The 13,980-nt window shown below is 62.3% G+C and carries 13 protein-coding genes; 8 read left to right on the plus strand and 5 right to left on the minus strand.

What is annotated here, in order from left to right; genetic code table 11:
• Positions 1-106 precede the first annotated feature (106 nt).
• The 8 genes from ACUUL3_RS04310 (at position 107) to ACUUL3_RS04345 (ending at position 9,154) form a co-directional block, all read left to right on the plus strand.
• The gene (locus tag ACUUL3_RS04310; protein WP_448554914.1) at positions 107-1,786 is read left to right on the plus strand and encodes a diguanylate cyclase; all 1,680 of its coding nucleotides are present in this window, start codon (positions 107-109) and stop codon (positions 1,784-1,786) included.
• Positions 1,787-1,931: 145 nt separating this feature from the next.
• A complete protein-coding gene (locus ACUUL3_RS04315; RefSeq protein ID WP_448554916.1) occupies positions 1,932-2,564 on the plus strand; it encodes a protein phosphatase CheZ in 633 nt (210 codons plus the stop codon).
• A gap of 210 nt (positions 2,565-2,774) precedes the next feature.
• Positions 2,775-3,389, plus strand: a complete 615-nt coding sequence (locus tag ACUUL3_RS04320) for a TetR/AcrR family transcriptional regulator (RefSeq protein ID WP_448554918.1) — start codon at positions 2,775-2,777, stop codon at positions 3,387-3,389.
• The gene (locus tag ACUUL3_RS04325; protein WP_448554920.1) at positions 3,386-4,537 is read left to right on the plus strand and encodes an efflux RND transporter periplasmic adaptor subunit; all 1,152 of its coding nucleotides are present in this window, start codon (positions 3,386-3,388) and stop codon (positions 4,535-4,537) included. Before ACUUL3_RS04320 ends, ACUUL3_RS04325 begins: the two co-directional genes overlap by 4 nt.
• Positions 4,534-5,736 carry an ABC transporter permease gene (locus ACUUL3_RS04330; RefSeq protein WP_448554922.1) on the plus strand — a complete coding sequence of 401 codons (1,203 nt, stop codon included), beginning with the start codon at positions 4,534-4,536 and terminating at the stop codon, positions 5,734-5,736. Before ACUUL3_RS04325 ends, ACUUL3_RS04330 begins: the two co-directional genes overlap by 4 nt.
• A gap of 1 nt (position 5,737) precedes the next feature.
• Positions 5,738-6,448: an ABC transporter ATP-binding protein gene (locus ACUUL3_RS04335; RefSeq protein ID WP_448554923.1), complete on the plus strand. Its 711-nt coding sequence runs from the start codon at positions 5,738-5,740 to the stop codon at positions 6,446-6,448.
• A 122-nt stretch (positions 6,449-6,570) separates the two neighbouring features.
• Positions 6,571-8,049, plus strand: coding sequence for an efflux transporter outer membrane subunit (locus tag ACUUL3_RS04340; protein WP_448554925.1), 1,479 nt, complete (start codon positions 6,571-6,573; stop codon positions 8,047-8,049).
• Between the two features lie 94 nt (positions 8,050-8,143).
• Complete coding sequence (locus tag ACUUL3_RS04345) at positions 8,144-9,154, plus strand: 4Fe-4S binding protein (RefSeq protein WP_448554927.1); 1,011 nt, start codon at positions 8,144-8,146, stop codon at positions 9,152-9,154.
• A gap of 26 nt (positions 9,155-9,180) precedes the next feature.
• Here ACUUL3_RS04345 and tsaB read toward each other — a convergent pair whose 3' ends face one another.
• The 5 genes from tsaB to ACUUL3_RS04370 all read right to left on the minus strand — a co-directional run bounded on the left by tsaB (position 9,181) and on the right by ACUUL3_RS04370 (position 13,967).
• On the minus strand, positions 9,181-9,912 hold the full coding sequence (tsaB, locus tag ACUUL3_RS04350; protein ID WP_448554929.1) for a tRNA (adenosine(37)-N6)-threonylcarbamoyltransferase complex dimerization subunit type 1 TsaB: 732 nt from the start codon (positions 9,910-9,912) through the stop codon (positions 9,181-9,183).
• An 8-nt stretch (positions 9,913-9,920) separates the two neighbouring features.
• Positions 9,921-10,991, minus strand: coding sequence for an RIP metalloprotease RseP (gene rseP, locus ACUUL3_RS04355; RefSeq protein WP_448554931.1), 1,071 nt, complete (start codon positions 10,989-10,991; stop codon positions 9,921-9,923).
• A gap of 7 nt (positions 10,992-10,998) precedes the next feature.
• Complete coding sequence (locus ACUUL3_RS04360; protein ID WP_448554933.1) at positions 10,999-12,234, minus strand: 1-deoxy-D-xylulose-5-phosphate reductoisomerase; 1,236 nt, start codon at positions 12,232-12,234, stop codon at positions 10,999-11,001.
• Between the two features lie 152 nt (positions 12,235-12,386).
• A complete protein-coding gene (locus ACUUL3_RS04365; RefSeq protein ID WP_448554935.1) occupies positions 12,387-13,187 on the minus strand; it encodes a phosphatidate cytidylyltransferase in 801 nt (266 codons plus the stop codon).
• 42 nt (positions 13,188-13,229) lie between these two features.
• Complete coding sequence (locus ACUUL3_RS04370; protein WP_448554937.1) at positions 13,230-13,967, minus strand: isoprenyl transferase; 738 nt, start codon at positions 13,965-13,967, stop codon at positions 13,230-13,232.
• Positions 13,968-13,980 lie beyond the last annotated feature (13 nt).

Here is a 13,980-nt window from a genome sequence, read left to right on the forward strand (position 1 = left end):
TTGTTGGATTCAGCAAAGGGCGCCATTGCCCGGCAATTCGATCCGCGAATCCATGAAAGATACAGCGTTTCCGTCAGATATCCTGGCGCCGCGGTTCCTTAACGCGGTGCAGACAGGCCTTTTGCTCTGCGACAGGGAGTGCCGGGCTGTTTTTGCCAATCAGGTGGCCATGGCCCTTTTCCGCCAGGCAGGCATCGAGGTGGCTGGCCAACCCTGCCACAAGCTTCTCCTGGGCAACGACGGTGCTTGCGCCGGCTGCCCGGCGCGCGAGGGCGAGGAGGCGGGGAAGAAGCATTCCCTTGTTTTGAAGGGCCGGGACGGAGATATCTATCTCAAGGTTATCTGTCAGTTCCTCCAGGGGCAGTTTCTGCTCACCATCCACGACGTTACCCAGGAAATCACCCTTCTGCGCCGGACGGATCTCGACCGCAAGGAGCTGCAGGCGAAGAATATTCTTCTTGAGCACCGTCGCAGGCTCAATATGGAGGAGCAGGAGTTTCTCGCCCAGCTGATGAACAATCTGCCCGACGCCCTGCTCACCGTGGATGAAAACTTTCTGGTCCAGCGGAAAAACAGCGCCGTGCGCGGGATGTTCGCCGACGAAACCGACACGCATTGTTACACCCTGCTCGGCTTTGTCGAGCCCTGTCCGGCCTGCCCGGCCAGGCAGGGGTTTGCAGCCGCCGACGGCCTGAAGAGGAGCCACGAGGCCGCGGGCAGGTTTTTTACCGAAATTTTTTCCGTGGCCCCCAATGGCCGCGGCGGTCTTCTCATCTTCCGGGATATCACCAGACAGGTGGGGCTGATCGAACAGATCCGCTCCAATCAGGAAGAGATCGCAAGAAAAAACAAGATCCTTTCCCTGCTGGTTGATTTCGGCACCTATCTGCAAAAGGAAAACGATGTCAAGGAGGTTGTCGATTACTTCCTCGATACGGTGCTGCCCACCCTGCACGACGGGGCCGTGGCCCTGGTTGTCAACGATGTGCGGGCCGGCAATCTGTGGCTCACCCAGCAGCGGGGCCTGCAGGGCGAGGAGTTCAAGGCCTTGAGCAAGGCCTGTCTTGCCCGGGATCTGCAGACCGGCAAGAGTGAAGGGCTGATCTCCGCCTCGCTGCTGCCCTGGCCGAAGAGCCAGCAGATCCCCCTGATCGGCGCCAAGGGGCAACGCGTTGGTCTGGTGGTGCTGGAAGGCAAGCCCGGCGTTGAGGAGCTTGCCTTTTTACGGTTGGTCACCGAGCCGTTGGGTGCCTATTTCCAGAATCAGCTGCTGCTTCGCCAGCTTGAGGAAAGGGCGAACAAGGATGCCCTTACCGGCCTTTTCAATCGTGGCTATCTGACCCAGGCCATTGACGAGGAGATGGTGAAGTTCGAGAGGTACGGCATCCATTACGCGGTGGTGCTGGCCGATATCAACGGTTTGAAAAAACTCAACGATCTTCATGGCCATGACTGCGGGGACCAGTTGATCGTCGTGGCCGCCATGGCTCTGCAAAAGACCCTGCGCAGCTCCGATATCGCGGCCCGCACCGGCGGCGACGAATTCGTTATCCTTCTCACCAATACCACCGACGAGGAGGCAGACCACTTCGTCCGGAGGCTGCAGAGCAGGGTCTTTGCCGATCTGACCCTCTCCCTGCAGGACGGCAGCTCCTTTCCGGTGACGGTGAGCCTCGGCAAGGCTGGCACGGACAAATGTCCTCCTGAGGCGCTGCTCAAGGAGGCGGATCGGGAAATGTACGCGGCAAAACAGAAATTTTACCAATCTGCCCCGCGGTACCGGTAGTTTTTCCGCTGCACGGCACGGAGCGGGAAACAGGAGAGAATCGCTCTTGCTTTATGGTGGGCCTCTCAGTACAATGACCGCAATATTGTGTTGCGTATCTTGTATCTTGTTGATATTAATATATTTTTTAGGCGCATATCTTCCCATGACCAAAAACAGCAACCCCCATTTTGAAAAAAGCATCGCCTCCCTGGTGGACATCACCGATGCCCTGTTGCGCGGGGAATTCAAGAAAGAACTGCCTGATTTTGACGCGGAAGGATTGATCTCCATCCTGGCCAAGAAGATCAATGCCATGCTGGTCAACATGAAGACCGTGCAGGTGCCTTTGGCCAGTGCCGGTGAGCAGACGCCCTTTGTGGTGAGTCGGGCCCAGGACGTGGTGGAACTCATGGATCATTCCACCAGCACGGTCCTGGACAAATCCGACAAGGTGATCATGCATGCCGAGGAGCTGGAAACCCTGCTCAGGCAGGCCGGTGGCAACCCCGCCCTGCAGAATGCCGTCACGGAAATGAAGGCGGCCATGTACGATATCATCGCCTCCCAGTCCTATCAGGATGTCGCCCGGCAGAAGATGGAAAAGATCATTGTTGATCTCAACCAGATCCGGGATTGGCTCATCGAGGTGCTGGTGATCCTCAACATCAAGAAGGATGGCTCCGTCGAAAACCTGGAAAAGAAAAAAGAGCTGCTCCGCGGCGTGCATGCGCCCAGCGCGCCCTCTTCCCTGAAACAGGATCTGGTCGACGATCTCCTGGCTGAATTCGGCTTCTGAATCCCCTTCCTCATTTTCCCCGTTTCATCGCTCCGCATCGTTCCGGTTTGTTTTTCCCCGCCTTTTTCCGCCGATACCCGCCCTGTTTCGAGCCGGTTCGGCCACGGTGCTTTGTCGCGCCCATTCCGCGAGAACAGCTTGACAGCCAGAGGGGGTTGGGATATTCTCCATGAAGAAAGTAATTGATTACTATCTTTATGGAGGATATCCATGGCATCCCATCCCAAGCATCTTCCCGCCGAGGAACGCCGCGCCGTTACGGTGAAGGCCGTGGTTGAACTTGCTGCCGAGCGCGACCCCGGCGAGATCACCACCGCGGCCATTGCCAAGCATATGAACCTGACCCAGGGCGCTCTGTTCCGGCATTTTCAGAGCAAGGATTCCCTCTTGCAGGCCGTGATGGAATGGGTGGCCGAGCAGTTGCTTTTCCGTGTCGACAAGGCGGCCGCGGCCGCCTTGTCGCCCCTTGCGGGTCTGGAGGCGGTCTTCATGGCGCATATCGATTTCGTGGCCCAGCATCCCGGGGTTCCGCGGATTCTGTTCGGTCAGCTGCCGCTCCAGCGTTCCGAGGAGACAATCTCCAAACGCATGGTGGCAACCCTCATCCGCCGTTACGGTGAGCGGCTCAAAGATCTGATCAGGCAGGGGAAGGAGTGCGGCGAGCTGGATCCCCTGCTTGACGCGGATGCGGCGGTCATCATGTTCATCGGCACCGTGCAGGGATTGGTGCTCCAGTCCCTGCTGGCCGGCGACGTGGGGCAGATCCGTCGGAACGCGCCTCGGATCTTCGCCATCTATCGGCGCGGGATCAGGAGAACGCCATGAAAAATCCGCCCATTCAGAAACGGACCCTGGCGCTGGCGGCCGTGCTCATTCCCCTTGTGGCGCTGTTTTTTTATGTCGCCGTCCGTTCCGGCCCCCTTGCCCCGGTGCCGGTGACCGTGGCGACGGTTGAAAACAAAAGCCTGTCGCCGGCACTGTTCGGCATTGGCGCCGTTGAAGCCCGCTACACCTATAAAATCGGGCCAACCTTTGCCGGCCGGGTTAAACGGCTTGATGTGCAGGTGGGGGACCGGGTCAGGGCGGGGCAAGTGCTCGGCGAAATGGCCCCGGTGGATCTTGATGAGCGGATTCGGGCCCAGGATGCCGCCCTGGGCCGGGCTCGCGCGCAACTGGTCGAGGCCGAGGTCCGGGAAAGCCATGCCCGGCTGGAGGCCCGTCGCTACGAACTGTTGCGGCGGGAACATTCCACCAGCGAGGAGATTGCCGCCGCCAGGCAACAGGAACTGCGGCTGGCCCAGGCCGGCCTGGAGGCGGCCCGGCAGGAGTTCAGGCGGGCCGGCGCCGAACGGGAGGCCATGGCGGCGCAGCGTGCTGATCTGCGATTGCTTTCCCCGGTCGATGGCCTGGTGGTGAAGCGGGATGCCGAACCGGGCAGCACGGTGGTGGCTGGGCAGACCGTGGTGGAATGCATCGATCCTGCCAGCCTCTGGCTCAATGTCCGTTTTGACCAGATCCGTGCCCAAGGGTTGGCCGCCGACTTGCCGGCCCGGATCGTGCTGCGTTCCCAGGCAGGAGAAGCAAGGAGCGGACGGGTGTTGCGGGTGGAACCATTGGCCGATCAGGTGACCGAGGAAACCATGGCCAAGGTGGTGTTCGATGTCCTGCCGTCGCCGCTGCCGCCGGTGGGCGAGCTGGCCGAGGTCACCGTCCTCTTGCCGGCCATGCCGGCAGGACCGGTTATCGCCAATGCCGCCGTGCATCGCAGGGGGGGCGGGCTCGGGGTCTGGAAGATCGTTGCCGGCGAGGCGCGCTTCAGCCCGGTCACACTCGGAATCGCCGACCTCGACGGCCAGGTGCGGGTGCTTGCCGGCCTTGTCCGCGGCGAGCAAGTGGTGGTGTACAGCGAAAAGGCGTTGAATGCACGTCTCCGCATCCGGATCGTTGACAACATTGCCGGAGGAGCCCGATGATCAGCCTGGCCGGCCGCGACATCCTGCATGCCTGGGGCAAGTTCGTCTTCACCGGCGTCGGCCTGGGACTGTTGATCGGTGTTACCCTTACCATGGCCGGAGTGTACCGGGGCATGGTGGAGGATGGCAGGGTGCTGCTCGACAACAGCGGTACCGATTTGTGGGTGGTGCAGAAGGATACCCTGGGCCCCTACGCGGAGTCGTCCAGCATCAACGCAGACCTGTATCGCGGCATCCGCGCCATGCCCGGCATTGAAGAGGCCGCCAACGTCACCTATCTCACCATGCAGGTGCGCAATGGCGATCGCGACGTGCGCGCCATGGTGGTGGGCATCGCGCCCGGGGCCGCCGGTACGCCCGGCTGGCCGCCGTATCTGGTGGCAGGGCGGCAGATCACCCGCAGCCATTACGAGGCAGTGGCTGATATCGCCACCGGCTTTACCCTGGGTGATCGCCTCGCCATCCGTCGCAACCACTATACCGTCGTGGGGCTGACCCGGCGCATGGTGTCGTCCAACGGCGATCCCATGGTGTTTATTCCGCTCAAGGATGGCCAGGAGGCGCAGTTTCTCAAGGATAACGACGCCATCCATCAGAACCGCCGGCGCACCGAGGCCAACCCGGCCTTCAACCGTCCCGGCGTCCCGGGCCTGCCCGCCGCCGTCAATGCCGCGCAGGAAGCAAGCCAATCCGTCAATGCCGTGCTGGTGCGGTTGCAACCCGGTCGGGCCCCGGAAGAGACGGCGGCAGCCATCGCCCGCTGGAAGCGGTTGACCGCCTATACCCGGGCGCAGATGGAAGGCATTCTCATCGGCAAGCTGATTGCGACCTCGGCCAAACAGATCGGCATGTTTCTGGTGATTCTGGCCGTTGTCAGCGCGGCCATCGTCGCTTTCATCATCTATACCCTGACCATGGACAAGATCCGCGAAATCGCGGTGCTGAAGCTGATCGGCACCAGGAATCGCACCATCGCCGCGATGATCATGCAGCAGTCCGTGGTCCTGGGCCTGATCGGCTTTGTGGTGGGCAAGATCAGCGCCACCTTTGCCGCCCCTTTTTTTCCCAAGTATGTGCTGCTTATGCCCCTTGATTCCGTGGCCGGTTTTTTCGCCGTGCTCCTGATTTGCGTGCTGGCCAGCCTCATCGCCATTCGCATGGCGCTCAAGGTCGATCCGGCCGAAGCCATAGGAGGTTGAGATGGACGGCCATGGCATTCGCATCGAGGGCATGAAAAAACGTTTCGGCAAGGGCGATACGGCCGTGGACGCCTTGAAAGAGGTGGACATGGTCGTATCGCCCGGTGAGGTGGTCGGCTTGATCGGCCCTTCCGGTTCCGGCAAGAGCACCCTGCTCAAATGTCTGGGCGCCGTCATCGACCCGAGCGCCGGGCGCATGAGTCTGGGCGGCGAGGTGATCTTCGCCGACGGCTGGCAGGTCCGTGATCTGCGCGCGCTGCGGCGCGACAAAATCGGTTTCGTATTCCAGGCCCCGTACCTGATTCCCTTTCTCGATGTCACCGATAACGTCGCCCTGCTGCCCATGCTGGCGGGTGTGCCCAATGGCGAGGCCCGCCGGCGGGCCCTGGAGCTGCTCAGCGCCCTCGACGTGCAGCACCGCGCCCGCGCCATGCCCTCGCAGCTTTCGGGCGGCGAACAGCAGCGGGTGGCCATTGCCCGCGGTCTGGTCAACCGGCCGCCGGTGATCCTGGCCGACGAGCCGACGGCACCCCTCGATTCCGTGCGGGCCATGGCCGTCATCCGCATCTTGAACGACATGGCGCGCAGGTTCGAGACCGCGATCATCGTCGTCACCCACGATGAAAAAATCATCCCCACCTTCAAGCGGATCTATCATATCCGCGACGGCGTGACCCATGAAGAAGCGGGGGAGGGACGCGGTTTCTCCTGAATCTGCACGGAGTGGCAAATGCGCCCGCCGTGTCCTGGAAAATCGTCTGGCGGCGGCAATCCCGCAAAGTACGGGCCTGGCCCGCCATCCGCGTTTCAGAAAGCCCTTGACGGAGAATATTTATGGGCAACAATACAAGCAGAACTCATCTGCTGGTCGCGGTTTTCCCGGTGATCCTGCTGACCGGCTGCGCGGTGGGGCCTGATTTCCGGCCTCCGGCGCCCCCTGAGGTGAGCGGGTATATTGCCGGGTCAACCTCCGCTGCATCCGCTGACTCGCAACGCATCGTCACCGGCCAGGAGAGCAACTGGGATTGGTGGCATGCCCTGGGCTCCGCCCAACTGAACGCCCTGATCGGCGAGGCCCTGGCCGGCCATCCCACCCTGGTCGAGGCGGAGGCGACCCTGCGCCGGGCGGAGGAGCTTTCCGCGGCAAGGGCAGGCTCGACGCGTTACCCGCGGGTTGAGGGCAGTATGGCCGGCCAGCGGCAACGCTTCAATCCTGCCGCCTCGGGCCTTGCCGGCGAGGCGCGGGAATTCAGTCTGTACAACGCCGAAGTGGGGGGCCGCTACGTCTTCGATCTTTTCGGCGGCAACCGGCGCGCCCTGGAGGCCCTGGCCGCCCGCGGCGACTATCAGCGGTGCCGGTTGGCGGGAGCGCGTCTGACCCTGGCGGCCAATATCGCCGCAACGGCCATTACCGAGGCCAGGCTTGCCGGGCAGATTGCCGCCATGGAGAACATCCTGCGCAGCCGGGAGGAGCAGCTGGAGTTGAGCCGGAAGCGGCTCCGGCTCGGGCAGGCGGCCCCGGATGAAGTGCTGGCCCTGCAAACGGTGCTGGAGCAGACGCGCGCCGGCATCCCCCCGCTGCGCGACCAGCATCAGCAGAACCGCCACCTTCTTGCCGTGCTGGTCGGGCGGGCGCCGGGCGCGAACGGGTTGCCCTCTTTTACTCTGGCGGATTTCAGCCTGCCGCCCGCGCTGCCGTTGCTGGTCCCTTCGGAGCTGGTGCGGGTCCGGCCCGACATCCGGGCGGCGGAAGCGCTGCTGCATGCCGCCAATGCGGAATATGGGGCAGCGGTGGCGAAACTGTATCCGCAACTTGATCTCAGCGCCGGCCTCGGCTCGCAGACCCTCTCAACCGGTGCCCTGTTCGGGGCCGGCTCCGCGGTCTGGAATCTGATGGCCCAGTTGAGCCAACCTCTGTTCAATCCCGGGCTGGCCGCGGAAAAACGGGCGGCCCTGGCGGCATTTGACGCGGCGTTGGCAAGCTATCAGGCCGTGGTGCTGGAAGCGTTGCGCACGGTCGCCGATGTCCTGCGGGCCCTGGAAAACGATTCGGAAAGGTTGGCGGCACTCGCGGCCGCCGAAAAGGCAGCCGGGCAATTCCTGGCTTCGGCGCAGCGCCGGTACGCACTGGGCGCGACCGGCTATTACGATCTGCTCACCGCCCAGCAGCAGGCAGAGCAGACACGTCTCGACGTGCTGGAGGGGCGGGCCAGGCGTCTGCTCAACAGTGTCGCCTTCTATCAGGCCATGGGTGGCGGTCGGCCGGCCGAGGGAACGGAAGGCGCGGGAATCACGGCCTCGCTTCCGCCCTGAAGGGGGGCCAGCCCAGACCAGGCGTTTTTTTTCATGAACCGCGGGGCGGAAGAGCGGAAGTCCGTGAGCCCCTGTTGTCGAGGAGCAAGCAGCCATGCGTGAAACAGCTTTGTCAGGAAGGATTGTGACGGTGCGGACCGTCATGCAATGGTGTTTTCTGATGTTCATTCTTGCCATGGGCATCCGTTTCGCCATGTTTGTCCGCTATATCGAAGGCGACGCCGCTGTCATGCCTCTGGCCTTCCGATCGCCGGGGCTTGAGGGGTTTTTGCCCATCGGCGCCCTGACCAGTCTCAAGTACTGGCTGGTCAGCGGCCAGATCCATCCGGTGCATCCCGCTGCGCCGGTCATCTTTCTCTCCATCTGCCTCATGAGCCTGCTGGCCAAGAAATCCTTCTGTTCCTGGCTTTGTCCGGTGGGGACCCTGTCCGAAGGAGGGCATAAACTGGGTCGGCGCCTCCTGGGCCGGAATTTCCGCATCTGGCCTTGGCTGGATGTGGGGCTGCGCGGCGGCAAATATCTGTTGCTGCTTTTTTTTGTCAAGATCATCTTGCTTGACATGCCCTACGAGGCCTTGGCCGGATTCCTCAATTCCCCCTACTGGGCGGTGAGCGACATCAAGATGCTCTATTTTTTCACCAGAATGTCGGCAACCACCATGGTGGTGTTGGGGGTATTGACCGTTCTCTCCCATTTGTACGCGAATTTCTGGTGTCGCTACCTCTGTCCCTATGGCGCGCTGCTGGGGCTGGCGAGCATGTTCAGTCCGTTTAAGATCCGGAGGGATACGGCAGGCTGCACCGGCTGCCGGCGTTGCAGCGCCGTCTGCCCTTCGCGGCTGCCGGTGCATGCCAGCAAAGTGGTCCATTCGCCCGAATGCACGGGTTGCCTTACCTGTGTGGCCGCTTGCCCTGAGAAGGATGTTCTCCAGATGGGGCTGCCTTTCCGGCGCAGACCGCTTCCTCTCGCGGTCTATCCGGCAGTCGCTCTTCTACTCTATGCGGCGGGGGTCGGCATGGGAATGGTCACCGGCCACTGGCATACCTCCCTGGAGATAGCAGATTACCGGAAACTCGTGCCGCTGATCATGTCCCTGGCACACTGAGCCGGCCGCGGTGGCGCGCCCGCTTTTCATGCCTGGGGATTGGTTTTTCTGCCCAGTTGCAGTTCCGCATCCGAGGCACGGACATAGATGGGAACACTGGCGACGGGATCGGAGAGGATTCCGGCTGCGAGGCGGCGCTGGGCGGCAAAGCCGATGGCCGCCGCCCTGGCGAAGCAGATTTCCGGCGGGGCCAGCAGGGCATGCGCCTGCAGCCTGGCCCGGAACAGTTCGCCGTAAAGGGGAACCGCATCGCCGACGAAGATGGTTGGGGTATGGATCTTTTCGACCAGCCGTTCCGGGCTCAGCACCAGGAAGTCGCCGGTCTGTTCCAGCGCCCCGGTCTGATTGCAGCGATAGAATCCGGCATATACCTCGTTTTTACGGGCATCGACCACCGGACAGATGGGCAGGCCGGCAAAGGGGAGCTGGCAGGCAAGGCCTTCCAGGGTAGGCACGCCGATGAGGGGTTTGCCGGTGGCGAAGCAGAGGCCCTTGGCGGTGGCGAGGCCGATGCGCAATCCGGTAAAACTGCCCGGCCCCAGGCTCACCGCGATGGCGGTGAGATCTCGCCAGCCAAGCTGCGTCTCCTGTAGAAGCCGATCAATCCCGGCAAGCAGTCGGCGGGAATGGCTGGGCCTGGTGGCGAGTGAAAATTCGGCCAGGCAGCGGCCGTCGTCGATCAGGGCGACGCTGCCGCAGGTGGTGGCGGTTTCCAGGGCAAGGAGCAGGGGAGGACCGGCGGAGTCTGCGTTCGGCATGCTCACCCTCAGCCGCTGTTCCTGATAAAGATCACGTCGTTATAGAAGACGAAGAGCATCAGGGAGACGAGGAGGATCAGGCCCAGGATCTGCAGCCGTTCCCGCGTTTCCATGCTCAAGGGCTTTCTGCGGATGGCCTCGACGGCGAAAAAGACCAGATGGCCGCCATCGAGAATGGGAATGGGGAAGAGGTTGAGGATGCCGAGGCTCACGCTGAGCAGGCCGGCGAAATGCACGAGATTCACCCAGCCCGCCTGCATCTGCTCGCCGGCGATCTGGGCTATGCGGATGGGACCGCCCAGTTCGCTGGCAGGCACCACTTTTTGGATGATCTTCACCACGCCCAGCAGGGTGACCTTGATCAGGCTCCAGGTGTGCAGGAAGCCGGTCTCGACCGCTTCCGCCAGCGAGATGTCGACGATCTCGTCGGCAACCCGGATGCCCAGCATGTAGCGGGTGTCGATGACCTCGCCGAAGATATTCTTGTCTTCCTCAAGGGTCGGCTGGCCGGAGAAGGTGAGGGTTTCCTCGCCCCGCTTGACCGTCAGCGTGATCTGCTTGCCTTCGCTGCGCCGGATGAGCCTGGAGATATCCTCCCAGGCCTGAACCGGATTGCCGTCGATGCCGAGGATGAGATCGTCGGCCTTGAGTCCTGCTTTTTCCGCCGGCGAACCGCTGGTCACATAGCCGATGCGCGCCTCCTGCACGGGCCGGGGAACCCCCATCACGGCGAAGATCAGGCAGAAGAGCAGCACCGCGAAGAGCAGATTGAAGAAAGGTCCGGCAAACACCACGATGAAACGCTGCCAGATCGGCTTGTGGGAAAAGGAATAGGCTTCCTCCTCCCTGGCCACCTCTTCGGTGGGGCTTTCGCCGTACATCTTCACGTAACCGCCGAGGGGGAAGGCGCTCAACAGGTATTCGGTCTCGCCGAGGGTGCGGCCGAAGACCTTGGGGCCGAAGCCCAGGGAAAACTTGAGAACCCGGATGCCGAAGAGCTTGGCAAAGAGGAAATGGCCGAATTCATGGATGAAGATGAGAGGGCCGAGGACGATGATGAAGGCGAGCACGGAGTTCATGGTGGTCTCAGATCGTTAAGTTTTTCTGGCCGGGCGGCAGGTCCGGGATCCGGGCCTCTTCGCCGAGCCGTTGTTTTGTCTTGATGTTCAAGGCTTCGATGATTGATTGCGCCTGCATGCGGGCGGCGAGGTCGGCGTCGAGGATGGCGGTGACGCTGGTCGCCTCCTCCCGGGGCAGGCGGTCGACGGTTTCCGCGACGACCATGGCGATTTCCGGAAAGCGGATTTCCTTGTTGAGAAAGGCTTCCACCGCAACCTCGTTGGCCGCGTTGAGCACGGCCGGCAGGGTGCCGCCCCGCTTGCACACCTGATAGGCGAGTTTCAGGGCGGGGAATTTATCAAAATCCGGGCGGGAAAAGCTGAGGTCGCTGGCCGTGGCCAGGTTCAGCCTGGGCAGATTGAGGCGAAGGCGTTCAGGGTAGGAGAGGGCATAGGCGATGGGGAGCCGCATGTCCGGAATACCCATCTGGGCGATCACCGAGCCGTCGATGAATTCCACCATGGAGTGCACGATGCTCTGCGGATGGATCAGCACTTCGATCTCTTCCACCTCAAGATCAAAGAGCCAGCGCGCCTCGATCACCTCCAGCCCCTTGTTCATCAGGGTGGCGGAATCGATGGAAATCTTCCGGCCCATGCTCCAGTTGGGATGGGCCAGAGCCTGTTCGCTGGTCACGTTCCACAGCTCGCGCACCGCCTTTTCCCGGAAAGGGCCGCCCGAGGCGGTGAGAATCAGCTTGCTGACATCGCGCCGTCTTCCGGCCTCCAATGCCTGGGCAATGGCGTTGTGTTCGCTGTCAATGGGCAGGAGCGCGACCTTGCGGCGTTTGACCGCGGCCATGACCAGATCGCCGGCCATGACCAGGGTTTCCTTGTTGGCGAGGGCGATGTTCTTCCCCGCTTCGATGGCGGCCAGGGTCGGGGTGAGTCCGGCGGCGCCGACTATGGAGGAGACCACCGTGTCGGCGGAAGCCAGGGTGGCGATCGCCACATTGCCCTCCTTGCCGACCAGGATCTTTTCCGACCAGCCGGTGGGCAGACTCTGGGCCAGATCCCGGGCAAGTTTGGCGTCGGCAATGGCCACCTTTTCCGGGTTGAAGGCCTCGATCTGCTCGCGCAGCAGTTTGCCGTTGCTGCCCGCTGCAAGGCCGACCACCCGGTAGCGGCCGGGAAACTGGCGCACCACTTCGAGGACATTGCGGCCGATGGAGCCTGTTGAGCCGAGCAGAGAGATGTTTTTCATGGGCGTTTTCTTCCCTGGCACGTTCTGGTTCAGGCCGAAGTTTCAGAGCCTGACAGGAGGTTATCAACTTAATACGAATTTGCCGGCTCTTTCAGGACCGACAAATTCCGGCGGCACATCCCCGTGCCGCCAACAGCCTGTTTTTCAACGGGCTAAGGAATCCGGGCATAAAAATGAAGCAGGTAATAGAGGGCCGGCGCCGTGAGGAGCAGGGAATCGATGCGGTCAAGCAGCCCCCCGTGCCCGGGCAGGATGGTGCCCGAGTCCTTTACGCCGAAAGCCCGTTTCAGCATTGATTCGGAAAGATCGCCGGCCACGCCGAGGCAGCTCAAGAGAAGCGCGAGGAAGCCGATCCACAGGTTGCTCTCCTCCGGGAGGAAGAAGAATTTGACCGCAAAGGAGGCGAGCAGGCTGCCGCAGAGGCCGCCGAAGAAGCCTTCCCAGGTTTTGCCCGGGCTGATGGCCGGACAGAGCTTGTTTTTCCCCAGCAGGCTGCCGGTGTAGTAGGCGGCGGTATCGGAGGCGGCGGTGATGGCGGTGAGGAAAAGCAGCCAGTACCGGCCCTGGGGCAACCCCATGAGCAGGATCAGGTGCGCGCTGGCAAGACCGATGTAGAGGGAGCCGAAACCGCTCCGGCTGATCAGGTCAAAGGGCTGCAGCAGCCGGGGGTAGCAAAAGAGGCCATAGAGCATGAGGCCGAGCAGGGAAAGAACAAGGCCGGCGAGCAGGATGCCCGGCTCGCCGGGGAATGCGGCGACGACCGGCAGGATGCCGAAAAGGCAGAGGGCAAAGGCGTGGCCGGAATTGCCGGCCGGCAGAGCCATGGCCAGGTATTCGGAAAAGGCCACCGCCGCGAGGGCGGTGATCGCCAGCCAGAAAACAGGATAAGGCCCCAGGAAGATCAGGAGCAGCCAGGCGATAACAGCCGCAACACCGGTGATGAGTCTCTTCATGCTGATCCTGTTCCGTCTCCGTTGAGCCGGACTCAAATAAGGTTAGCTGGCCTCGACCTGTTCGCCTGTTTTTCCGAACCGGCGCTGCCGTTTCTGATAGTCGCGGATGGCGGCGAGAAAATCATCTTTGCGGAAGTCCGGCCACAGGGTTTCCGTAAAGTAAAACTCCGCGTAGGAGGCTTGCCAGAGCAGGAAGTTGCTGAGGCGGGTTTCGCCGCCGGTGCGGATGAGCAGATCCGGATCGGGCAGCCCCGCTGTATAGAGGTGCTTTTCCAGATCCCCGTCGCTGATGGCGGCGGGTTGCAATTCGCCCCGCAGGCATTCCCTGGCCAAGGCCCGCACGGCCTGAATGATTTCGCCCCGCCCGCCGTAGCTCAAGGCCAGGTTCAGGGTCAGCCCGGTGTTGCCGGCGGTTTTCTCGATCACCCGTGCAAGCACTTCCTGGACCTCTGCCGGGATGCGCTCCTGTTCGCCGATGCACCTGAGGCTCACATTGTTTGCGACCATGGTGGAAAGCTCGCTTTCCAGAAAGGATTTGAGCAGTCCCATGAGAGACTGCACCTCCAGGGCGGGACGGTTCCAGTTCTCGGTGGAAAAGGCGTAGAGGGTGAGCACCGCGATGCCGAGTTCCCGCGCGCAACGGACGATCTCCTGCACGGACTCCACTCCGACCCGGTGGCCGAGAATTCTTGGCTTGCCGCGCTGTTGGGCCCAGCGGCCATTGCCATCCATGATGATGGCGACATGGCGGGGCAAGGTATTGGGGTCAGGCGTCGGCATGAAAAGGCTCCCG

The organism is Thiovibrio sp. JS02 (assembly GCF_053485635.1).

Coding starts and splice junctions, on each gene's coding strand:
- ACUUL3_RS04335 (WP_448554923.1), top strand. CDS start 5,738: ATGGACGGCCATGGCATTCGCATCGAGGGCATGAAAAAACGTTTCGGC.
- tsaB (WP_448554929.1), bottom strand. CDS start 9,912: ATGCCGAACGCAGACTCCGCCGGTCCTCCCCTGCTCCTTGCCCTGGAA.
- ACUUL3_RS04370 (WP_448554937.1), bottom strand. CDS start 13,967: ATGCCGACGCCTGACCCCAATACCTTGCCCCGCCATGTCGCCATCATC.
- ACUUL3_RS04360 (WP_448554933.1), bottom strand. CDS start 12,234: ATGAAAAACATCTCTCTGCTCGGCTCAACAGGCTCCATCGGCCGCAAT.
- ACUUL3_RS04330 (WP_448554922.1), top strand. CDS start 4,534: ATGATCAGCCTGGCCGGCCGCGACATCCTGCATGCCTGGGGCAAGTTC.
- ACUUL3_RS04345 (WP_448554927.1), top strand. CDS start 8,144: ATGCGTGAAACAGCTTTGTCAGGAAGGATTGTGACGGTGCGGACCGTC.
- rseP (WP_448554931.1), bottom strand. CDS start 10,991: ATGAACTCCGTGCTCGCCTTCATCATCGTCCTCGGCCCTCTCATCTTC.
- ACUUL3_RS04320 (WP_448554918.1), top strand. CDS start 2,775: ATGGCATCCCATCCCAAGCATCTTCCCGCCGAGGAACGCCGCGCCGTT.
- ACUUL3_RS04365 (WP_448554935.1), bottom strand. CDS start 13,187: ATGAAGAGACTCATCACCGGTGTTGCGGCTGTTATCGCCTGGCTGCTC.
- ACUUL3_RS04325 (WP_448554920.1), top strand. CDS start 3,386: ATGAAAAATCCGCCCATTCAGAAACGGACCCTGGCGCTGGCGGCCGTG.
- ACUUL3_RS04340 (WP_448554925.1), top strand. CDS start 6,571: ATGGGCAACAATACAAGCAGAACTCATCTGCTGGTCGCGGTTTTCCCG.
- ACUUL3_RS04315 (WP_448554916.1), top strand. CDS start 1,932: ATGACCAAAAACAGCAACCCCCATTTTGAAAAAAGCATCGCCTCCCTG.